Source organism: Pseudomonas sp. TH08 (genome assembly GCF_016651275.1).
Lineage (GTDB): Bacteria > Pseudomonadota > Gammaproteobacteria > Pseudomonadales > Pseudomonadaceae > Aquipseudomonas.
In genome coordinates, this window is sequence record NZ_JAEKEE010000004.1 from 1429884 (window position 1) to 1450206 (window position 20323).

The 20323-nt window shown below is 55.5% G+C and carries 21 protein-coding genes; 8 read left to right on the forward strand and 13 right to left on the reverse strand.

What is annotated here, in order from left to right; all coding sequences use genetic code 11:
- The first annotated feature begins 25 nt into the window (after window positions 1-25).
- Window positions 26-772, forward strand: coding sequence for a 3-oxoacyl-ACP reductase family protein (locus JFT91_RS23355; RefSeq protein ID WP_201233979.1), 747 nt, complete (start codon window positions 26-28; stop codon window positions 770-772).
- A gap of 81 nt (window positions 773-853) precedes the next feature.
- On the opposite strand, the gene JFT91_RS23360 is transcribed toward JFT91_RS23355, so the two are convergent.
- Window positions 854-1549, reverse strand: a complete 696-nt coding sequence (locus JFT91_RS23360) for an HAD-IA family hydrolase (RefSeq protein WP_201233980.1) — start codon at window positions 1547-1549, stop codon at window positions 854-856.
- A 244-nt stretch (window positions 1550-1793) separates the two neighbouring features.
- Here JFT91_RS23360 and JFT91_RS23365 point away from each other — a divergent pair, with 244 nt between their 5' ends.
- From JFT91_RS23365 to JFT91_RS23375, 3 genes are all read left to right on the forward strand, one after another.
- On the forward strand, window positions 1794-6593 hold the full coding sequence (locus JFT91_RS23365) for an RHS repeat-associated core domain-containing protein (RefSeq protein WP_201233981.1): 4800 nt from the start codon (window positions 1794-1796) through the stop codon (window positions 6591-6593).
- A gap of 2 nt (window positions 6594-6595) precedes the next feature.
- On the forward strand, window positions 6596-6991 hold the full coding sequence (locus JFT91_RS30305; RefSeq protein ID WP_201233982.1) for an Imm50 family immunity protein: 396 nt from the start codon (window positions 6596-6598) through the stop codon (window positions 6989-6991).
- Between the two features lie 273 nt (window positions 6992-7264).
- Window positions 7265-7639 (forward strand): UCP019853 family protein, encoded by a 375-nt coding sequence (locus tag JFT91_RS23375; protein WP_201233983.1) that lies wholly within the window; start codon window positions 7265-7267, stop codon window positions 7637-7639.
- Between the two features lie 12 nt (window positions 7640-7651).
- Here JFT91_RS23375 and JFT91_RS23380 read toward each other — a convergent pair whose 3' ends face one another.
- From JFT91_RS23380 to JFT91_RS23400, 5 genes are all read right to left on the reverse strand, one after another.
- Window positions 7652-7798, reverse strand: a complete 147-nt coding sequence (locus JFT91_RS23380) for a hypothetical protein (RefSeq protein ID WP_201233984.1) — start codon at window positions 7796-7798, stop codon at window positions 7652-7654.
- An 86-nt stretch (window positions 7799-7884) separates the two neighbouring features.
- Window positions 7885-8052, reverse strand: a complete 168-nt coding sequence (locus JFT91_RS23385) for a hypothetical protein (RefSeq protein ID WP_201202045.1) — start codon at window positions 8050-8052, stop codon at window positions 7885-7887.
- 120 nt (window positions 8053-8172) lie between these two features.
- Window positions 8173-8592 carry a YMGG-like glycine zipper-containing protein gene (locus tag JFT91_RS23390; RefSeq protein ID WP_201202043.1) on the reverse strand — a complete coding sequence of 140 codons (420 nt, stop codon included), beginning with the start codon at window positions 8590-8592 and terminating at the stop codon, window positions 8173-8175.
- 136 nt (window positions 8593-8728) lie between these two features.
- The gene (locus tag JFT91_RS23395; protein ID WP_122594861.1) at window positions 8729-9100 is read right to left on the reverse strand and encodes a glycine zipper domain-containing protein; all 372 of its coding nucleotides are present in this window, start codon (window positions 9098-9100) and stop codon (window positions 8729-8731) included.
- A 325-nt stretch (window positions 9101-9425) separates the two neighbouring features.
- Window positions 9426-9611, reverse strand: a complete 186-nt coding sequence (locus tag JFT91_RS23400) for a hypothetical protein (protein ID WP_201227290.1) — start codon at window positions 9609-9611, stop codon at window positions 9426-9428.
- Between the two features lie 221 nt (window positions 9612-9832).
- Between JFT91_RS23400 and JFT91_RS23405 the strand changes: the two genes are divergently transcribed.
- A complete protein-coding gene (locus tag JFT91_RS23405) occupies window positions 9833-10186 on the forward strand; it encodes a YceK/YidQ family lipoprotein (protein ID WP_201233985.1) in 354 nt (117 codons plus the stop codon).
- Here JFT91_RS23405 and JFT91_RS23410 read toward each other — a convergent pair whose 3' ends face one another.
- Window positions 10187-10507: a YbjQ family protein gene (locus tag JFT91_RS23410; RefSeq protein ID WP_201227291.1), complete on the reverse strand. Its 321-nt coding sequence runs from the start codon at window positions 10505-10507 to the stop codon at window positions 10187-10189.
- 1675 nt (window positions 10508-12182) lie between these two features.
- On the opposite strand from JFT91_RS23410, the gene JFT91_RS23415 reads away from it, so the two are divergent.
- The 3 genes from JFT91_RS23415 (at window position 12183) to JFT91_RS23425 (ending at window position 14781) form a co-directional block, all read left to right on the forward strand.
- The gene (locus JFT91_RS23415) at window positions 12183-12773 is read left to right on the forward strand and encodes a hypothetical protein (RefSeq protein ID WP_201233986.1); all 591 of its coding nucleotides are present in this window, start codon (window positions 12183-12185) and stop codon (window positions 12771-12773) included.
- A 695-nt stretch (window positions 12774-13468) separates the two neighbouring features.
- Entirely contained in the window at window positions 13469-13945 is a 477-nt protein-coding gene (locus tag JFT91_RS23420; protein ID WP_201233987.1) for a hypothetical protein, read from the forward strand.
- A 50-nt stretch (window positions 13946-13995) separates the two neighbouring features.
- Complete coding sequence (locus tag JFT91_RS23425) at window positions 13996-14781, forward strand: DUF6161 domain-containing protein (RefSeq protein ID WP_518524892.1); 786 nt, start codon at window positions 13996-13998, stop codon at window positions 14779-14781.
- A 7-nt stretch (window positions 14782-14788) separates the two neighbouring features.
- Here JFT91_RS23425 and JFT91_RS23430 read toward each other — a convergent pair whose 3' ends face one another.
- Genes JFT91_RS23430 through JFT91_RS23455 form a run of 6 tightly spaced genes read right to left on the reverse strand, consistent with a single transcriptional unit; the run spans window position 14789 to window position 20318 of the window.
- Window positions 14789-15760, reverse strand: coding sequence for a hypothetical protein (locus JFT91_RS23430; RefSeq protein ID WP_201233989.1), 972 nt, complete (start codon window positions 15758-15760; stop codon window positions 14789-14791).
- On the reverse strand, window positions 15733-16437 hold the full coding sequence (locus JFT91_RS23435) for a hypothetical protein (RefSeq protein WP_201233990.1): 705 nt from the start codon (window positions 16435-16437) through the stop codon (window positions 15733-15735). The genes JFT91_RS23430 and JFT91_RS23435 overlap by 28 nt, the downstream gene beginning before the upstream one ends.
- Window positions 16434-16988 carry a baseplate complex protein gene (locus tag JFT91_RS23440; protein ID WP_201233991.1) on the reverse strand — a complete coding sequence of 185 codons (555 nt, stop codon included), beginning with the start codon at window positions 16986-16988 and terminating at the stop codon, window positions 16434-16436. Before JFT91_RS23440 ends, JFT91_RS23435 begins: the two co-directional genes overlap by 4 nt.
- On the reverse strand, window positions 16985-17908 hold the full coding sequence (locus JFT91_RS23445) for a hypothetical protein (RefSeq protein ID WP_201233992.1): 924 nt from the start codon (window positions 17906-17908) through the stop codon (window positions 16985-16987). The genes JFT91_RS23440 and JFT91_RS23445 overlap by 4 nt, the downstream gene beginning before the upstream one ends.
- Window positions 17905-18612 (reverse strand): DUF4376 domain-containing protein, encoded by a 708-nt coding sequence (locus JFT91_RS23450; RefSeq protein WP_201233993.1) that lies wholly within the window; start codon window positions 18610-18612, stop codon window positions 17905-17907. The genes JFT91_RS23445 and JFT91_RS23450 overlap by 4 nt, the downstream gene beginning before the upstream one ends.
- An 8-nt stretch (window positions 18613-18620) precedes the next feature.
- Window positions 18621-20318, reverse strand: a complete 1698-nt coding sequence (locus JFT91_RS23455; RefSeq protein ID WP_201233994.1) for a phage tail-collar fiber domain-containing protein — start codon at window positions 20316-20318, stop codon at window positions 18621-18623.
- Window positions 20319-20323 lie beyond the last annotated feature (5 nt).

A 20323-nucleotide genomic window follows, 5' to 3' on the forward strand; every position in this document is an offset into this window, starting at 1 on the left:
CGCCTTGAACTTCTGGAGATCGAATATGACCACTCAACAACTCAGCGGCAAAGTAGCTCTGATTCAAGGTGGATCGCGTGGCATCGGCGCCGCCATCGTCAAACGTCTGGCCGCTGAAGGCGCTGCTGTCGCATTCACCTATGTCAGCTCTACCGCCAAGGCTGAAGAACTGCAAAACAGCATCACCGCAAACGGCGGCAAAGCCTTGGCGATCAAGGCTGACAGCGCCGACGCCGCAGCCATCCGCCACGCCGTCAGCGCCACTGTCGAAGCGTTTGGTCGCCTCGACATTCTGGTCAACAACGCCGGTGTACTGGCCGTAGCACCACTGGAAGACTTCAAACTGGAAGATTTCGACCAGACCGTGGCAATCAACATTCGCAGCGTATTCATCGCCTCCCAGGAAGCCGCCAAACACATGGGCGAAGGCGCACGCATCATCAACATCGGCAGCACCAACGCCGACCGCATGCCCTTCGCCGGTGGCGGTGTGTATGCGATGAGCAAATCAGCACTTGTCGGTTTGACCAAGGGCCTGGCGCGAGACCTTGGCCCACGTGGCATCACCGTCAACAACGTGCAACCTGGCCCGGTTGATACCGATATGAACCCGGCGCACGGTGATTTTGCTGAAAGCCTGATTCCACTGATGGCGGTGGGGCGTTACGGTAAAGCTGAAGAGATCGCCAGTTTCGTCGCTTACCTGGCAGGACCGGAAGCCGGTTACATCACCGGCGCCAGTTTGACCATCGACGGCGGTTTCGGCGCCTGATTGCGGTAAATCCCGAACACAAAAAATGCCGCGCCTCTATTAACAAAGGCGCGGCATTTTTTATGCGAACTTACTGTGCAGTCAGGCCCACTCCAGCGCTGGCAAGCCACAGGCGCTCGGGATAAACGCTTTCAACGTGCGCAGAATCCCGTCAGCGTGCGCGTACTTCTCATCGGCCATCGCAGCATCAGGGATGGCAATGGCAGTCATGCCCGCAGCTTTCGCGGCGGTCACGCCAAACGGTGAGTCTTCGAACACCAGACAATCCTCCGGTGCGACGCCCAGGCGGCGAGCCGCCGTGAGGAAAATATCCGGCGCCGGCTTGGCCGCACCCACTTCTGGATCGTCCGCCGTGACGATGAAATCGAACAACGCAAACCAATCGCGATGCAGCGTGGTTTTCTGCCCGAACGACTGCCGCGATGAGCTGGTGCCCACGGCAATCGGGATGTTGTGCGCCTTGAGATGGCGAATCAGTTCTTCAGCGCCCGGCATCGCTTGGGCGGTGGGAAAACGCTCGCGCATAAGCGGTTCGCGGATCACCAGAAACTCTTCGGCAGTGATCGGTAGCTCAAGCGCTTGTACAACATAATTCGCCAGATCGTTGGCGCCACGGCCAATGATGTTCTGCTTGATACTCCAGTCGAAAGTCCGCCCGTAACGCTCGGCAATCAACGAGGTGACCTCGGTGTAAATCCCTTCGGTGTCCAGCAGCAAACCGTCCATATCGAAAATCACGGCCTTGATCGGGCCGAACGCCTTCAGCAGTGCATTCATCATCGGATCCGTTATCAAAGACATCCCAGGCGGCGGGTGGCCGCTGCTCGGATCTGATTAAAGGGTTCAGCAGCATAACGAGCACAACGGACATTGAGCAACGGCCAATGTCCGTTGAGGCGATGAACTACTCGCAAGCAATTAGCGAAACGCCCTACAAACATTACCTACTTTCCCGGCTTCTTTCCCTTTTGATTCCTCGCAAAGTCCGCGCACCCTTTTTCACATGCGCGAGTGACTGCGAATGCTTCCACCCGATCGGCTTTTGCCCCTTAACAACAGCATCGGCCTGCTGGTGGTTGCCGCACTGAACCCTGAGCACCCGGACTTTGAAAACCTGATCCGGGAATTTCGCCTGAGCCTGAACCAATACGAGGACTGGGCCGAACAGTACTGGACGGGGACGGCGCTCCAGGTCGAGCAGGTATTCAAGGTCGGCAACGACGTTCACCTCAGCGCTCCGGTCAAATCGCGCAAGCCGATCAGTTCATCCGTGGTCATGTGCCCTGCCAGTGGCCCGCTGACCTTGGTGCACATGTTCGAAGCCGCGCGTTTCGTGCCGATCGGCGACACGCCGGTGACCCTCGAACCGGTGATTGCCGACGTTGGTGGAGTGCTGACCTTTGGCGAACCGCTGCGCCATACGATCGGGCCAAGCGGGATTCTGCAAGTGGCTGACTGCGATCGAGGCCAGCGTTATCGCATCACCTTCTTTCCCGATGTTTCCACCAGGCATGTGCAGGCGCTGTTTGCCTCTTATGAGGAGATCCTCAACGGCCTCGAAGGCTGGTTGCGCGATGAGTGGGCCGGATTTCAACCGCTCTGGAAGGAGTTTTCCAGCGTCGGATTTCTGCAACGCTACGGCCAATTGCAACAGGCAGATTGGCGCGGGTTCGAGAAATCCCTGCACAGCGTCTGGGATGACATCAAGCAAGTGTTCGCCCTCCTCGCCGATTTACAGGCGAACAGCGAAAAGCTGCTGGAGTATCTGAGCACCGCCGAACTTGAGGCGCTGCTGCAAGCCTCCGGCGAAGCCATTGCCAATGGTTTGCTGATTCTCAGCGACGAACCGCTGTTATTCATTCATCTGGCGGCGTTCACCAGCTGGCTGAAAATGCTGCCGCCGCAATACCTGGCGGAAGTGGTCGCGGAGGTTCGTGCTGAGCTGCTGATCAGTTTTCTGTTGATGCGGCTGTCTGGCGGCGTCGGTGTGCAGTTGCGCCTGAGCAGCAAGGTACTGGCGAAAATCAAATCGCCGCGGGCACGGGAGTGGCTGGCCGCTTCGGCGTTGCGTCTGGCCGAGCTGAGCTCTGCACCGGAGCTGACCCGACATGCTGGGGCGCTGAAACCGTTGCTGGTCAATGCGCGGGATGTGCAACTGAATCCAGCGCCAGCGATTCCACTGAATATCCGTCAGGCCGACTCAGTGGTGCTGACGGTGCCAAACCCAGCGCCCATTGCGCGAGACAAGTCGCGCGACATGACGCAGTTGCAGCGACATGAACCTCACGACGACGCGCCGGATCAGTCGAAAAATCCTAACGGCGACAGCGCTGACTGTGGCCCGGAGACCTGCACCAACGGCTGCCCGGTGTCGATGGTCACCGGCGAGGAACTGCTGACCCTCACCGATGGCGTCCTTGATGGGTTGTTGCCGTTCGAGTTCACGCGGTTGTATCGCAGCAGTGCTTGTGAAGTCGATATTGGGTTGGGGTCTGGCTGGAGTCATTCGCTGGCGCATCGGCTGGAGTTTGCTGACGACGGCGTTGTCTGGGTTGACCATGAAAACCGCCGTACACAGTTTCCGTTACCGAGTGTTTCGCGTCCGGCGATTCACAACAGTCTGTCGCGGGCGGCGATCTTTCTCGGGGATGAGCCGCAGGAGTTGATCCTCGCGCTGGCCGGGGAAAAATCGCAGTTCTATCACTTTCGAGCCGGACGGCTGACGGCGATCAGCGATGCGTACGACAACCGGTTGCGCCTTGTCCGGGATCGTCAGGATCGTGTTCAACGTCTGGAAAACGGCGCGGGTCGGGCGCTGTTGTTGCGTTACGACCGGGCACATTTGGTTGGCGTCGATTATCAGCGCTTCGATTCGACTCAAAACCTTTCCGAGGCTTGGCGCACCGAGCAGACGCTGGTCAGTTACCGCTACGACGCGCTTCATCGCTTGATCGAAGCCACCAACGCCGTCGGTGAAAGCGAGCGCTACGACTACGACGACCAGCATGTGATCCTGCAGCGCCAACTGACCGGGGGCGCGAGCTTCTTCTGGGAATGGGAACGCGTCGGCAAGGCTGCACGTTGCGTGCGGCATTGGGCGTCGTTTTCGCAGATGGACACCCTGTACGTCTGGAACGATGACGGCAGCGTCGCGGTGCATTACGTCGACGGCACCGAAGAGGTTTACCACCACGACGACCGTGCACGACTGGTGCGCAAGGTCGAAGCCAATGGCGGCGAACACCTCAAGGCCTACGACGCTTGCGGGCGCCTGGTCGCCGAGCAGGATCCGCTCGGGGCCGTCACTCAATACCGCTATGACGACGTCGGACGGCTGATCGCACTGCTTCCGCCGGGCGATGAGGCAACGTCCTACGAGTATCGCAACGGTTTTCTGCACAAGCGTTCTCGGGGCGATGCGACCTGGACCTACCGGCGCAATGCTCAGGGCGATGTCACCGAAGCGGTCGACCCTGAAGGCCATGTCACTCATTACCACTACGACACGCACGGGCAACTGTTGTCGATCCGTTACCCGGACACCAGTCGGCAGGTGCTGGTGTGGAACGACCTCGGTCAACTGATCGAAGAAACCCGGCCTGACGGCGGTGTACGACGCTTTTCCTATGATGCGCTGGGGCGGCGGACGACCACGGTTGACGAACACGGTGCCGTTACCCGTCAGCACTGGGACGCCGTTGGCCGACTGGTTCAGACGACTTTTCCTACCGGCGCCACCCGCGCCTACAGCTACGGCGCTTACGGCCAGGTCACGGCTGAACGCGATGAACTGGGCCGCTTCACCCGCTATGAATACGACGATGACCTGCACCTGGTCTCGCGCAAGATCAACCCCGACGGCACGCGGGTGCAGTATCGCTACGATCATGCGCAGCTGCTGCTCACCGAGATCGAAAACGAGTCTGGCGAAAAATACCTGCTGGACTACACGCCGACCGGATTGATCCGACAGGAAACCGGCTTCGACGGCCGGCGCACGGCGTATGCCTATGACCTCAACGGGCATCTGCTGGAGAAGATCGAGTTCGGCGATGACGGCTCGCAGTTAGTCACCGCTTATGCGCGCGATGCCGCCGGGCGCCTGTTGGTCAAGACCCTGCCGGACGGGGTCAAGATCACCTACCAATACGACCACCTCGGTCTTCTGATGGCGGTCAATGATGGCCAGAAATATCCGCTGGCGTTTGAGTACGACCTGCAGGATCGGTTGGTCGCCGAGCATCAGGGCTGGGGCACCCTGCGTTACACCTACGACGCCTGCGGCCAGCTCAAACGCATGCGCCTGCCGGACAACAGCAAGCTCGATTACCACTACGCCAAGGGCGGCGTGCTGACGGCCATCGACCTCAACGGTTCACAACTGACAGGCCACGTCTATCAATCGGGTCGCGAGCAACAACGCCAGCAAGGCCTGCTGCTCAGCGAATATTCCTACGACGATCAGGGTCGATTGCTGGCTCACGCCGTAGGCCACCGGCGCGACTCCCTCTATCGCCGCGACTACGCCTACAGCGCCAACGGCAATCTGGACTACATCGCCGACACCCGTCACGGCCAACGCACCTACGGCTACGACGCCCTCGACCGTTTGATCCGCGTTCGCCACTCGCGCGACGAACTGCCGGAAACCTTCGGCCACGACCCGGCTGGCAACCTGCTGATGCAGGATAGCCCCGGCCCGACTCGCATCAATGGCAACCGCCTGCTGATGCAGGGCGACCGCCATTACGACTACGACGCCTTCGGCAACCTCATCCGCGAACGCCGTGGCACCGTGCACAAGCTCGTCACCGAATACCGCTACGACTGTCAGCATCGGCTGATCGGTCTGACTCGCCCCGACGGCAAAACCGCTAGCTACCGCTACGATGCCTTCGGCCGGCGCATCAGCAAAACCGTCGACGGCGTCACCACCGAATTCTTCTGGCAGGGCGACCACCTCCTCGCCGAACGCAGCGCGAGCGAATACCGCAGCTACGTCTACGAACCCGGCACCTTCCGCCCACTCGCCCTGCTCGACGGCAAAGGCTCGATAAACACCTGCCCGTTCTACTACCAACTCGACCACCTCGGCACCCCGCTGGAACTGACCGACTACAGCGGCGAAATCGTCTGGTCGGCGCAGTACGACGCCTATGGCAAAACCGCCGCCATCACCCTGGCCGGCAAGGAGTACCTGGACCAGCCGCTGCGTTTTCAGGGGCAGTACTTCGATGCGGAGAGTGGGCTGCATTACAACCGGCATCGGTATTACGACCCGCGGTTGGGACGGTATCTGACGCCGGACCCGATCAAGCTGGCCGGTGGGTTGAATCAGTACCAGTACGTGCCGAATCCGACGGGATGGGTGGATCCGTTGGGGTTGAGCTCGAATTGTCCGCCTAAAGGTCGAAAATCTCTCGGTTGTCCGAAACCTGATGAGGTTGAGCTTCCGGAGGTTTCCAGGCGTGGCGCTTTCAGGCAGGCAAAAGTTGATGCTGGAATTCCAAAAAGACAGCAGCCGGATATACAGATTGATGAGGTTAGTGGCAAACCGAGCCAGTACGCTTACGTCAACATGACGGATAGAAAAGAAAACAACATACTAAACAGTAGCAAAATGCCGATTATAACTAGAGAATATAAATTCACCCGCGAGGATGGTTTCAAACTCATACTTCAAGACCATTCCGCAGGTCACAAGTACGGAGACAAAGACAATAAAGGTGATCAAGGCCCACACATAAATGTTCGACCAGCTGACGACACACGAAATGGCAAGATTGAAAATACAAATGAACATTACCCCTTCAGAAGGTGACCATGAAATATTGGAATGACATAGAAGGCAGCAAATTCTTCAACATCGTATTTAGCACAGACATTGAAATCGGAGAAATAAAGCTTTTCGCCTTAAACGTAGACAACAACCTCTCAAATCTGACGTTAGCATTTGACATTAAAGATCTGCCAGATAGGCCTCCGACAAAATGGCAATCAATAAAATACAACGCTTGCCGCATCGGAATAACGTTCGGTGACATCCAATACTTGACAGTCACAAAAATCCCAGCGAAAGAAAACTTAACACTTAGCATAAATAAAGTTGATGACAAATATTTGATCTCGGCGATATCAAGTACTTCAGAAATAACGTTTACTGCATCATCACTAAGATTGCGGGACCCTAGTGTTTACCTGACAACGACACCTTTCTAGCGAAGTCTTTCTCGAGGGCCTGAAAACCAGGCCCTGAAGATTCGATTTTCAAACTGTCAGAACACTACAAAATAATCACTCACTGCTCGTCTTCTCCATACGCCATATCAGCCTCGTCCGAATCATTCAATGGCATCGTCGCATCACCCATCAGCGACCCTGGATTCTCATTCCTCGAACCATCAATAAAGCAAACACTGCACACCAAAAGTGGGAAAGAATTCTGGCGCACAATAAACGGTGACGGAAAGGACAAAACGGTAAGGCCTGCGCATGACTAAAAAATACTCTGCACATATTATTGCAATCGACCCAATCATCGAAGAATCAGTTCTCCTCAGCGTGCAAGGCCTGACTGTTCGGTGTTTTGTAGGCTTCTGCCCATCAATTATCGAAGTGGGAAAAACTTATGGGACCGAATTCGAAATGGTATTACCTGACGAGTTATACATCTCAAAGATGGATAATGAAGAAAGACGCGTCGAAATGAGCGGAGACGGCTTTTCGTGTAACGTTTGCGGCTATCTAGCCGGAGAAACCCTTCAATCCTTCGTTGATTTTTCAGATCAGGGCATTCACTTCGACTACCCCCATCTCAACGAACAATTCGTGAAAATCACTGCAGAAAGAATTGATGTCTCATTCTGACGAAAACGCCAGTCATTCATTTTTCGGAGGCGCTTCGACTGCCTCATCAATCTCGTCTTCCTCCAACGGCAACTCATCCCGCCGCAAAGGGTTCGTAGGGGAAGGCAACGGATACTCCGGCGTTTCATCACCATCAACGGTCTGCGAATCTCCACTCATTGCGCACCTCCCAAAGGGCCTGCACAAACACAGGCCCTGAAGAATCAGACTTCAAGCCGTCGGCACGTATAACCAAAAACATCGAGTCACTGCTCCCCCTCATCCTCCTCATACTCCATATCCGCTTCATCAGAATCATTCAACGGCACCGTCGCGTCATCCATCAGCGACCCCGGATCCTCGTTCCCCGGATCATTGATAAACGGCAGCCCACTCGGACCTTTCTCTTCCTTGCCTTCGGTTTCGGGAGTCATGGCGAACCTCATCAATTAGGTAAGTGTATGACGTTCGAAAAGCCCTGCTGCCAATCGTTCCAGCGTCTGACCAGCAAATACGAAAAACCCGGCGCGAAGCCGGGTTTGTTGCGTCTGCCATTAATGATGCCGGTTCTTATGTTTGTTCTTATGTTTGTGACCGCCACCCGAGTGAGACCCGCCATCGCCGCCCAGGTTGTTGCCGACCGCGCCACCCGCCGCGCCACCCAATCCTGCGCCGACGGCCGAACCGGTTGATCCGCCGAGGCTATTACCGACCACTGAGCCACCCGCGGCGCCGAGGCCTCCGCCAATAGCGGCTTCTGTACGGTTGCGTTTATTCGCCCCGACCGCACCGCCGGCCGCGCCACCCACGCCGGCGCCGACCGCCGCACCGGTGCTACCGCCGAGTTGCCCGCCGACCACGTTGCCCAGTACCCCACCGAGTCCGCCGCCCACAGCTGCCGAACCATCACCGGCCGCCATCGCGCCTTGCGCCACCAGCAATCCGAAAAACAGTGCAGACAATGACAATCGCATATGAACCTCACAATTCCCGAATCGGGACAGTCCGCCCAGGCAAGGGCCTATGTGAGATTGGAGACACCGACGGGGAAAACGTTCAGCAACGAAAAAGCCCGGCATCGAGCCGGGCTTTCCTTGAAGACGGTCAGTCTCAGTGACGCTTGTGACCTTTGGACAGGTTGCTGCCCACTGCACCACCCGCTGCGCCGCCCAGGCCTGCACCGATGGTAGCGCCGGTTCTACCGCCGAGGCTGTTGCCGATCACCGAACCACCGGCTGCACCGACACCACCGCCGATGGCCGCTTTGGTGCGGCTACCCTTGCGAGCCGTCAATGCACTGCCCGCCGCTCCCGCGACGCCGGCACCCACTGCGGCACCGGTGCTACCGCCCATTTTCTGACCGAGCACATTACCCAGCGCACCACCCAGACCACCGCCCAGCGCAGCGGTGCCATCACCGGCGGCCATTGCACCTTGAGCAACCAGAAGGCCCAGAACCAGAGCAGGCAGAGTTAAACGCATGAAGAAAACCTCAAAAATTGGGATGACAAAAAGGGCCGGGATTTAATGCTCTCGGGGCGCAAAAGTCCAGATGAAATCAGGGACCTGCGCGCACTCAGCGCCGATTGGACAGCGATTCTGCAAAAGGTTTTATGGCGGGCAAAAAAAAGCCCGCTGGGGAGACGGGCTGGAGACTTGCTTTCTAACGGATGGCTTCACCCTACTTTGGCTGACGTGAAAAGTTTGTGAAAAGAACTGCGCCCGCGCAACCGACTGTAGGACATTTCCATGCAACCCTATTGAGCATAAAAAACCCCGTTCATTGACGGGGTTGTTCATTGAAAGCTTATTTTCTGGCTCGAGCGAGCTTGGGGAGAAATTTCGCCTTCGGCCCTTTCGGTGCCGCGGACTTGATCTTGCCGGTCTGCACCGGATCCTCGCCAAAACCTGCCTGGTACTCGGTCTGGCCGCACCGTACGCAATTGTTGAAGGAAAATTCAGCACCATCGTCTTCGATATACGGATCAGTCATACCTTCGCCCCTTCAAATCGGATCGACACCGGCAAAACCCTTTTGCCTGAAAAAATATCGACCTCCAAGACTTTTGAGACTAGCCGGTCATTCCTGGACTTGTTATTCAGATCGTCTGACGCCCGACGAATGGCCTACGAAAACTAAACAAAATCCAGGGGCGCCTATCTTACAAACCGGGCTAATCTGCACTTCCGTTTCATTGCGAAGGAATCGCGAACATGGCCCTGAAAACCAGCGCCCTACTCCTTTCAGCTCTTATGATCAGTGGCTGCGGAACCATCAGCAGTGTTTTTCAGGAGGACACCGTTGCAGGCAATGACCTGAAAACGCGCCAAACCTATTGCGACTCGATTTCCCGGATCTACAGCGGTATCGGCTACGACTTCTGCGTACTCCATGCATCTGAATTACCGATGAAAGCCTTCGGAACAGGCCGACCTGCGGCGCCGCTGGTTCTGCTCGATCTGGCGGTATCCGGCGTAACGGATACTTTGGTATTGCCTTACACCGCCTATCAACAGGTTAAACACGGCAATATCGAAATCTACCAGGCACAAACGTCGAATCAGTGATCAGCGCAACTTCACCGCCGTCCCGGTCGCAAATACCACAACCATCCCGCCCTTGCCGCCAGGCATGCTGATCTCGAAGTCCACTCCGACCACCGCATCCGCCTCCAAAGCCCGCGCCCGCGCCCTGATTTCGTCGGTTGCCTGAATACGTGCCTCCTTCAACGCCCGCTCAAGCGTCTGCGAACGCCCACCGAAAAAGTCGCGCATACCGGCGAACATGTCGCGGATCACATTGACGCCCTGCACCGACTCGGCGCTGACAATGTCCAGATACGCGGTGATCTGACGGCCTTCAATGGCGTGAGTGGTGGAGATGATCATGGAGTCGTCCCTTGTGCTGGCAAATAAAACTGGGATTGTAAGCCCTGACCACGGTGAAGCCGACTTCAACGGCGCGTCCGATAAAATCCAGACGCCAGAAACCACAAAACCCCTGACTTCTTTCGAAATCAGGGGTTTTGTGTAATCGAATATGGCGGTGAAGGAGAGATTCGAAACTACCCGTTTGCGGTTTTTTGAGCATCCCTCCCCGGTTTATAAGGGCTGCAGAGGAGCGAGTTTTTTAATCTCAGTCCCATGTCAGTCCCATGGGTTTTGCACACCAGGTTGCAGAACACGGACGCGAAGGCCGTTTCGACGTTTCATGTTGACCCATGGGAAAAAGGTAATTTTGGTAATGCGGCATGAGGCAAGCTCTGGAAGCCTTGAAAATCGGGGCATTGAGAGCAGTAAGCAGAGGTAATAATTTGGTAAGTATGAGGTTAGAAAATTACCTTTCCTATGAGTAATCCCTTATAGCCCTCAAACCCAGTAAAACCGGGCACTTCAGAAATTATTACCCTAACTCTTACCTAAAATTACCTCTTGAGGTAATGAGTGAAAGCCAGGCATGACAAGGGCTGTAGCGCGTTTCTACACCTCGCTTACCAAAATTACCTTTTTCCCAGCCCACGTCTGAAAAATGGCCAAGACGACGTCCCTTTCCGACGTTTTTCACATCATGCAAATTGGCACTGGTCGCAAGTAAATCCTTGGTTACGCTGTGCAATACCAGAAAATAACGGAGAGCCAAGCAGGCTGGGCCTTACAGCCGTTTTGCAAGCGGACTGAGTGGTGTCTGATTCCCAGTTGGTGCGACCAGTGCCGAAAACGAAAACATCCTTTGCGGTAGGTTTTTCAGGGCGTCGCCCCTGCACGCCAGGCGTTTCACTCCCTTGGCCAACTCGTCGACGCTCCGTAACGCAGTGCAAGTACCTTTGCTCTTTTTTGCAAAACCTTGCACTGCGTGCAATCGCTACAACGCCAACAGCCCCCGCAGCAGGCTTGGCCAGAGCAGGTGTTTGCACCACTCTGGCCTTTGCATAAAAAAGGGACGCAAAGCCCGTCGGCGGGAGGGGGATAAGTGCTTTCTTTGAAGATTTTTTATCCCAAAATGGAAATTAATGATTCAATCAAAATTTAGTAGATGGCCATATTGAGAGGTAGCAATGAGGGATCTAGGAGCGACAGGGGAGCATTACTTCAGTGCTTGGTGCGCAGCGTCCGGTATGACCGCGAACAAAGCAGTGTCAGACCGAAATGGCTGGGATATGTTTGTTGAAGTAGACAATAACGGAAATAGTACAAACCCTATGTTAATCCATGAAGGATTAATGGAAATAAAAATTCAAGTTAAATCAACAGATAAAAAAATAGATTTGTAGATGTGGAGCTATCGAATCTTAGAAAAATGGCAACAACGGCTCTTCCCTCTTTTTACGTGCTACTAGAATTCGATGGATCTGAAACACCAACTCAGGCATATCTGTGTCACGTCGACAAATCACTAATACGAAAAATTCTAGAGAGAATCGCTCAACTTCTACACGAAGACCGCAAGGTAAAACTTAACAAAAAATTCATGCGACTTCGTTTTTCCGAAAACGTTACTCCACTCACACCAACAAAATTAAAGTCAATGATACTCGGACATATAGGAAACTCCCACATAGAGTACATGGAAGACAAACGCAAATTTCTAGCATCCACAGGATTTGAGGAGGGAACACATAAAGTTAATTTCACCATATCCGGGAGTTCTCAACTTGAAAGGCTTATCGACTTATCACTAGGAAAAAACGGCGCAGTCGAAATAATTGACATGCAGGCCCACGCGATCCGATTCGGACTTTCTCAAGAGCAACTTTTAATACAAAGTGAAACAGCAATACTTTCAATGCCCGACATCATGCCCAGCGCCGAAGGCACGCTGTCTTTCAGAGACAAATCCACTGGTCGGTCGATTGTTTTCCCTGCACGCCTATACCAAAGCGCATTTAACGACTGGGTCCCGGACGAATTCAAAAAAGTCAGATTTGATGCAGATGTTTTTGAATTACATCTCTCTAAGTATGGACAGATCTGTACGTTTACCGCTTCTGTTGCAAATGCAGAGCTATCTGACGTCGAAACAGTTTTAAAGTTATACAAGCTAGTCAGTATGCTTTGGAAACCTGAAAACATTAAGCTAACGTTCAGATTTCAAGAACTGGTAACAAGCGTGGACATGAACCCGGGGAAGGTTTCGCGGACTGTTCAACAACAATAGAAGCTCTTGAAAAAGTTGTCAAAATTAAGCGATACTTCGAAATTGACCATAATTTCCCTGTAACGCTTTCAGAAGTCGATAAGAAACATCGACACATACACCAAATCAATTTTCTTATAGATGAAGACTTGGATCTTGTTTTTCTAGACTTCACCCTTGATATCGGCCCTGATCACGGGGTAGAAGTAGATTGCTTCTACGTGCTTTTCTTTGAATTAGGCGGTTATATTTTTGTAGAGCTAATACTATTCACGGGCATAGCCCTCAAAGAGGAAAACAAATATATCTTAAGGCCCGCTAGTAAAAAATCACTTTACAGAACGGTATTTCGATCTGGAGAGTTAAATAAAGAAATACTGAGAACTGAACTTTTAGAAGCTATGGAATCGAATGAAGGTGATCGAAGCACAATAGATCTAATACCTTACTTTTTTTCCAAAACGCCTTTGAGTTAAAAGCCTCCTAGCCCCGAGAAGGTTGAAAGCTACTGACTCGTTTTCTCTGCGCGCAGGGCGCCTCACTCAGTGGACTCGTCGACGCTCAGTAACGCGGTGCAACGACTCTGCCTTGTTTGCACGGCGTGCGATCCTTACAACGACAAAAACACCTAGCAAACTTGGGCAGGCACTACTTCCCTCTCGCATTGACGAACCATCAGATGTAGCATGCATTGACAACCCTTTGGATTTGCACACATGGCAGTGATCACTGGAAGACACATCTACGTCAACACGTTTGACAAGACTTACAGCATCGATAAAAGCAAAGTACTCAGTCATTTCGAATTAGATTTTGAAAAATGGGCTTGGCTACAGTCCGTAAGGTCACCAGAAGCTGACGAATACTATTTCTCTCATATTAAGGAAGCGAAAGACACATTAATAAATACTGACCCAGACATCAAAGCCCAATCACAGATCAGCATTAAAAATTACGTCACCACAGATGGAGATACTGGAAAATTTATATTTGACACAAAAGATCAACACGGGGAACTTGTGGCATTCTATGCTCTACAAATAGCAACTTCCACTACCGATGATCACCCTTACTTCAGCAAATCCGACACATTAAGAAAAACCTCATCATACGAATACCTGCTGGCCAACTACTTATTTTTTCAGCACATCAACGCCGCAGAATACATAACTGGAAACTTACAAAAAAACTAAGACAAGAGCTTAATGACTTTAAAGCCAATGCCAGCGATTCACTAGAGTATATTGAAAGATCCAAGCATTCTGCGCATTCGATTTTGATGGCAACCACACAAGAGCATGACCGGGCAAAGTCGTTACACCAGAAAAATCAGCGTAGAAGGTTTAGGCGATATAAGAAGGTATTTGCTTCCGTGAGACGGGATGCCGCAGAAGCAAAACAGGCTGCACAAACTGATCTGAAAACTGCTTACGACACCTATCACGCGCAGGTTGACCTACAATCATCGATAGTTTATTGGGGCGAAAAAATAGCGCAGCATAACAAAGTCAAATGGAGGTGGCTTGGAGCAGTAGTCGCTTCCCTAGTCCTAACCTTTACAATGCCTGTTATTTATTACGCAATGGGAGGAGTCTCCGCTCTTTCAGCATGGAGACACCAGAATATATCAGCAAGCTCGCAAACACCGAATACAGCTGAAAACCTCAAAACAGAAACACAGAACAATGAAAAAAACACGCCAACTGACAATATGGAGAAGGTGGTTTTTGCTAGTGGGATTGCAGACCTGACTGGCGCCGCTTTAATCGTTGCCCTTCTATCAGTACTGCTTAGATTAAGCTTAAGACAATACAACATATCAATCTATTTAAGCCATGATGCAGAAGAGAGAGTAACAATGTTAAAGACATATTTAGCCCTTTCCAACGAGGGAAAACTCTCTAATGATGGAGATATGAAACTTGTACTCGAAGCACTTTTCAGAGCATCGCAGACTAGCGGGGTCCCTGACTCCGCGCCTGCAACCCCAATAGAATTGATAATCAAAGCTATAACAGATAAAAAATAGAAAAAACTCAAAGCGTAATAGACTTTAATAAATTTGAGAGCGCAGCAGCTTGTAAAGCGTCGGCGGTGAATCCCGTCGACGTCGCGGGCACAGGGCTTGAGCCGTGAACATGGCTCGCAAGCTGCAGGGATAGGTGTTCCACTAGATCCAATGTTTGGCACAAAATCCTGAATATGTTTACGCTCTCGGATCCTACGTGGTTTCTAGGCGCGATCAGACGTTGACTGATACTAGCCACACTCTCACGCAGTCCCGTAATTTGCTCATGCATATCACCACCGACAATTAAGTTATGCTTTTGCCCCACAACCAAGTTCAGATCGCGACCGGTTGCTTGGTGCAGATCGTCCACCGCTGCCAAGCTCGCGGATCCGCCCGACATCAGCTTGAGCGCGCCCAGCGCCTCGATCTTTTTCACACCACCCACCGTCTCGGTCGAGTGGTCATCGATCGTCTGCGTGTGGCTCTGGAACTGCTCGCGGTTGTCCAGGGCTTCCACTTCACGCTCAATCGCCTGATCACGGATCTTTCCATCGGTCTGGCGTAGCCAGTTGCCGTCAGCGTCGACGCGTTGCTGGGCGGCCTCGCTGTGCTGCCATACCTGATCACCTTTAGGCACCTTCGGCATGCTCAGCCCATGCGGCAAGATCGATTGGATGTAGGGCTTGTTTGGCAGGCCGTATGCAAAGCACACCACGACCCGCGTGCCCTCCTCCGGAAAGGCGTAAATGCCCATTTCCTCGCCACCGGTGGGCAGCGGCAAAGGGACGCCGGTGAGCGCCGGCATGGCTGGATCCGGTTCGTCATCCGAGCCGAGTACGACGATGTCCACGGCGTAGCGCGGGCGGAAGTCGTCGCACAGTCCGGCGTCCGCCGGCGCGTCGGCCACGGCGACCACCCGTGCAAATCGGGGCAGGTGATAGCCACCGGTGAGTTCGGGGAATTGGCGCTCTACAGCGCGGCGGATTGCGTCGTCCATCGGATGGCCATCTGGTCATTGGTGAGCGCCACCGTGGTGACGCGCTCGCCGTTGTTGATCGTTGCACCTGGTCGCAACCCCGGAAGGGCCGCGACCATCGCGCTCTGGTTGCCCTGGTAGCCGTCGAACAGCTCCGTGGGAATCTGCAGCGGCGCACGTGCGCCGAAAAAACTGTCGGCCCAACTGCCGGCGAACACTTCCCCGTTGCCCAGTTGGTGCCAGGTGAAGTCGGGAATGCTGAATACCCGGGCGAGACTGTCCATAGCCTGGTAACCGGCGGCGAGGCTGTAGAAGTACGGCGTCTTCACGCTTGCGTATGGTTGATCCGGAACGCGGAAGCGCAGCCCGGTCTGTTCGCTGACCTGGGCCAGCACGGCGCGCAGATCCACATGACGCAGGTTCAACGGCAGCGGGTTGGCCAGCACGGCGGCCAGCTCACGACAGAACAGCACCTGTTCGACCGCGTTGGCGGCCGTGCAGCGCTCGACGTAGCCGATAAAGTGCCGTTGCAGCGTGCCCTCGTTGTAGCCGATATCCAGCGTCACCAGCCCTTTCAGCGGCGCAGAGGATTGAACGGTGAAGTTCGCCCGGCCGGGGCTGGTAGCGTCCAGCCTGACGTCCTCCTTGATGAGAGCGATCGGGGCGCCGTTGATGGAAAGTATCTTGTGCAGCTTCACGTCGGCTCACTCCCGCCCAGCCACTTATCCACACGTCCCAGCACCTTTTCAAAGCCGCTCAGCGCGGGGTTGTCGCTGGTCCCTTCACCGTTGCCGGCACCGCCGTCACCGACCGGGCTACCCGGGGCGCCTTGAGCGTCTACCTTGTTGCCGGCGCGCCGGCCTTCGACTTTCTCCGGGTTCGATTCGCGCTCGCTTAGCGTGAATTGCACAAGCCAGGCTTTCAGGGTGTCCGCTTCCCGGGCGCTGACGCCGTCGGAGAATTCCACCTGACGCACGCCGAAGGCTTCCGCCGTGTCGTTCACGATCCGGTACAGGTGCAATTGCCCGCCGCTGGCCGTGGTTTCAGCCATGCGCATCAGATCTGTCAGTTGGGTTTTATCCACAAAGGGAATCATCAGCGAGACGGCCAGCGTCTTGGGCTTAAAGCCCTTGTGGGCCTTGTCGGTGTTGCTGGTCTGGCCGGACATGTCGCCGCTCTCGATGCGTAGATTGGCCGTGACCTTGACGTTCTTGCCTTGGACTTTTTGCCCGTCGAGTAGCAGCGTCATAGGCCCACCAGCTCCAGGACAAAACTCAGCCCTTCTTTGCTGCCGACCAACAACAGGCCGGCGCACTGAATCCATTCGTGGCCCGGGGCGTCGCCGGCCAACAGTTCGCGGCGCAATTCGCCAGCGGTGCCCGGGCCGATCATCCGCGCGCGCATGCTGACGTCAGGGTTTCCTCCAGCCAATAGCTTTTTCAGGTCAGCCAATTGTTTATCCCGTCCCTGCTGCTGGGCACTCTTGCGCGCTGCCAGCGCCGCCAGATCGGCCAACGGCGAGCTGTCGGCCGCGTAGCCCTCCAGCACCGCCAGTTGGCCGGCCATGGACTGTTTGGCAGCTTTGACCACTGTGCAACGTTCCAGCGGCAAACCCTGCCAGCGCGGCAGCGGCCCGGCGCCGGGGATCTCCCACTTTTCGCTTTCCAGCTTCAGCAGGTGTTGCGCCCGGCGCTCGGTGCGCACCAGGTCAGGAATCGGCAGCAGTGCATTGAATCGCGCCAAGCCGCTGGCCAGCTGTTCCAGGCGCGTGCCCAGGAACAGGATCGACAGCGCGTATTGCGGCCCAGTCGGACGCCCGCTGTCGCTGGCGTCTTCCAGCTTCTTGGCGAGATGCTCCAGCGCGTTGGGCGCTGACAGAAAGCGCTGATAGCCCGCACCTTGGCCAACGCCGCTTTGAAACGGTGTCACAACCAGACACGCCGGCACCTGGCCCAACTGCTCGGCCAGCGCTGCGCGTCCGGCCTTGATCGCGCCTTTTGCGGCATCACCGACCGGCCCCGGGCTGGTATTGGCCAACCCGCTCAGTCCGGCCAGGCGCTGGGCGGTGCTGGCCAGCTCTCCGCCAGCCAGATCCTTGGCGGCTGACAGTTCGCCCATCCATTGCGTGGCCTGCTCTGGCCAGCGCATCGTCACCGGTGCCCAGCTCATGCCGGCGGCGTCCAGGTGATGGCTTTCATGGCCTTCAGATCTTTGTCTTTCTGCGCCTTTGCCACAGCCTGGCGCAGTGTCTCGGCGTGCTGCTGTGCTGCCTGCCGGAAGCGCACCAGGTCAAGGCTGACTTTCTGCAACTGGGCGATGGTATGCGGCCGGAAGGCCAGCATCTGGGCGGCGTCATAACACGGGTAGACGTCATCCAGGCCCAGCAGCACCTGGCCGTTTAAATTCACCTGGTCATCAATCGCACTGCTGTAGCGGTACGGTTCGCCCAAGGCGCTGGAATTGAAGCCACCGGCGATGAAGGCCGTGCAGTCGGTGGCGATCGTTTGCAGTTTCTTGTCCCGCAGAGCAGCCAGCACAGCCTCAATGTCGTCGACCCATTGGCCGTCTTTCCAGATCTGATTCGGCCCGGGCTTTTGCATGGTGTAGCCGGACGGCACCGGTTCGAAGCCTTTCAGCGTTAGCGGTTCTCCGGTCTCGGTGCTGTAAACCATGACGCCGCCGAGGTAATCCACAAGCTGCCAGGCTTTGCCGTTCCACCACGCGGCTTTGTGTTCCGGAATCGCAGGGGGCGCCGTCTCCACGCAGCCACCGGGGATCAGATAAACGCCCGGCTCCAGCGGCGATTCGTCGGCCTCCACTGCACCGATGAAGATGCCTAGATGGTCGGTCTGATAAACGAGTTTGTCCGTCATGCTCGATCTCAATACTTGATGCAGAAAAGAAGGGCCATGTTCTTCGGCCGGGTTTCGGTACCGCCGTTGGCGGCGACGGTCACGGCGTGGGTGTGGGCACCGCCGCCACTGACACCAACGTTGTGCGCGTGCTGGCCAGCGGCGCCGATGCCGACGTTGTGTGCATGGTTGCCCTGGTAGTCGGTTCGCATCGGTCGCCCGTCGGCATTCTTCCCGCCACCAATCTCAAGCTCCGTCCAGACACTGCCGCCTGCTGGGTAACCAACGTTCACGCCGGCACCGTTATCGACAGTTCGGAACCCGTGGTCATGGTTACCCTGGGCATCAGTCCAGGCGCTGTGGACGTGGTTGCCTTGCGCATCTGTCCAGGCGGTGTGCAAGTGATCACCTACAGCAGCGGCCGAGGCTGTGTGAGCGTGCAAATGAAGAGCCATGTCCTGAAACGATCCGAAACCCCGACCGGGATCCACGCCGCGTCCATCGTCCCAACCTCGGGGAAACAGGCCGCGCATGTCTGGCAAGTTGAACGTGGTTGATCCGTCACCCGCGCCGTAAAGCGTTCCGAGCCATGAAAAGAGGCGTGCGTAAGTTGTGCGTGACACCGCCGCCCCGTTGCACTTCAGCCATCCCGCCGGCGCCCAGCTGATGGCGAACGCCGCCACCATGCCACTCAAGGTATCGCCGACTTGCGTTTTGAGTTTGTTTAGGGCTGCGGTCGTCGCCAAGATTTGGCTGCTGTTCGTGTCCGGATCATCGCTTTTCGCGTTGGGCAGGTTGCCCAGATCCACGTCCTCTTTTGTCGTGCCCCTGGCGCGCAGCAACGGATAGTCGCCAGTACGAGATGCAAGATATTTGACCAACGCACCGCCGACTGGCTCAGCGTCCCGCAAATCCACGATGTTGCTGGGTGAGATGAAGTCGGCGAGCGGCACGCAGTAATGGCGCACGCCGGCGGCGTCGGTGTAATCCGCCTGTTCTCCAAATACCACTTTCCAAACCGCCACCCGATCGTTCAACCGACGTTCAAGGCAAACATCCAGCCATACTTTGCCTACAGGGATGACTCCGGTGACGGCTTCTGACTTCGCGATGGCTACGCGGATACCTTCGACATAGGCCGTGCCACCATTGATTTGGTAGCCGGTCTCCACCTTTTCGAAGATCAGCGAGTTACCGAAAAAGAACGCACGCCCATAGAGGTTGCGATTGCTCAGCCGCTCACGCTCATCGATGCCGGCAAGACGCACGGTAAAGTCATGCTGCCAGGTGCTGGCGTCAATCGTGATGCCCGTCAGTTGCATGGCGCCGTCATAGGCCACCAGAAAGTTTCGGGTAACGTTGTTGCCGATCTGCTGCGGTGGGATGTTCCTGCGCTTCTGTTGCAGCGGTACGTAGGACACGGCAAACAGCAGGCCGTCCGCGTCCTCAAGGCCGACCCAGTTAAAGTCCCAGTCGCCGATATCCGAACCCAACTGGGCGCTGTACACGACCTGGTTGGGATTCACGAAACCGGCGTTTTCTTTGGGGATGTCGTAGACGTGGACAATCTGCTCCGCCGGCGGTTTACCGGCAGCGCGGTCGACCGGGGTTTCAGGGTTCAGGTCGGGCACGTTGGCGAAGATAAACCGCGTGATGGTCAGCGGCTTTTGTTGACCTTGTTTCAGGGCGATTTGGCTTTCGCCGGCCAAAGTAATACTGGCGCTCACGGTGC

What these genes read in the sequence shown, in the direction of transcription:
- JFT91_RS23430 (WP_201233989.1), bottom strand. Translation starts at nt 15,760, where the DNA reads ATGGACGACGCAATCCGCCGCGCTGTAGAGCGCCAATTCCCCGAACTC.
- JFT91_RS23420 (WP_201233987.1), top strand. Translation starts at nt 13,469, where the DNA reads ATGGCAGTGATCACTGGAAGACACATCTACGTCAACACGTTTGACAAG.
- JFT91_RS23385 (WP_201202045.1), bottom strand. Translation starts at nt 8,052, where the DNA reads ATGACTCCCGAAACCGAAGGCAAGGAAGAGAAAGGTCCGAGTGGGCTG.
- JFT91_RS23410 (WP_201227291.1), bottom strand. Translation starts at nt 10,507, where the DNA reads ATGATCATCTCCACCACTCACGCCATTGAAGGCCGTCAGATCACCGCG.
- JFT91_RS23375 (WP_201233983.1), top strand. Translation starts at nt 7,265, where the DNA reads ATGACTAAAAAATACTCTGCACATATTATTGCAATCGACCCAATCATC.
- JFT91_RS23360 (WP_201233980.1), bottom strand. Translation starts at nt 1,549, where the DNA reads ATGAATGCACTGCTGAAGGCGTTCGGCCCGATCAAGGCCGTGATTTTC.
- JFT91_RS23380 (WP_201233984.1), bottom strand. Translation starts at nt 7,798, where the DNA reads ATGAGTGGAGATTCGCAGACCGTTGATGGTGATGAAACGCCGGAGTAT.
- JFT91_RS30305 (WP_201233982.1), top strand. Translation starts at nt 6,596, where the DNA reads ATGAAATATTGGAATGACATAGAAGGCAGCAAATTCTTCAACATCGTA.
- JFT91_RS23450 (WP_201233993.1), bottom strand. Translation starts at nt 18,612, where the DNA reads ATGACGGACAAACTCGTTTATCAGACCGACCATCTAGGCATCTTCATC.
- JFT91_RS23400 (WP_201227290.1), bottom strand. Translation starts at nt 9,611, where the DNA reads ATGACTGATCCGTATATCGAAGACGATGGTGCTGAATTTTCCTTCAAC.
- JFT91_RS23415 (WP_201233986.1), top strand. Translation starts at nt 12,183, where the DNA reads ATGGAAGACAAACGCAAATTTCTAGCATCCACAGGATTTGAGGAGGGA.
- JFT91_RS23395 (WP_122594861.1), bottom strand. Translation starts at nt 9,100, where the DNA reads ATGCGTTTAACTCTGCCTGCTCTGGTTCTGGGCCTTCTGGTTGCTCAA.
- JFT91_RS23365 (WP_201233981.1), top strand. Translation starts at nt 1,794, where the DNA reads ATGCTTCCACCCGATCGGCTTTTGCCCCTTAACAACAGCATCGGCCTG.
- JFT91_RS23390 (WP_201202043.1), bottom strand. Translation starts at nt 8,592, where the DNA reads ATGCGATTGTCATTGTCTGCACTGTTTTTCGGATTGCTGGTGGCGCAA.
- JFT91_RS23440 (WP_201233991.1), bottom strand. Translation starts at nt 16,988, where the DNA reads ATGACGCTGCTACTCGACGGGCAAAAAGTCCAAGGCAAGAACGTCAAG.
- JFT91_RS23445 (WP_201233992.1), bottom strand. Translation starts at nt 17,908, where the DNA reads ATGAGCTGGGCACCGGTGACGATGCGCTGGCCAGAGCAGGCCACGCAA.
- JFT91_RS23355 (WP_201233979.1), top strand. Translation starts at nt 26, where the DNA reads ATGACCACTCAACAACTCAGCGGCAAAGTAGCTCTGATTCAAGGTGGA.
- JFT91_RS23405 (WP_201233985.1), top strand. Translation starts at nt 9,833, where the DNA reads ATGGCCCTGAAAACCAGCGCCCTACTCCTTTCAGCTCTTATGATCAGT.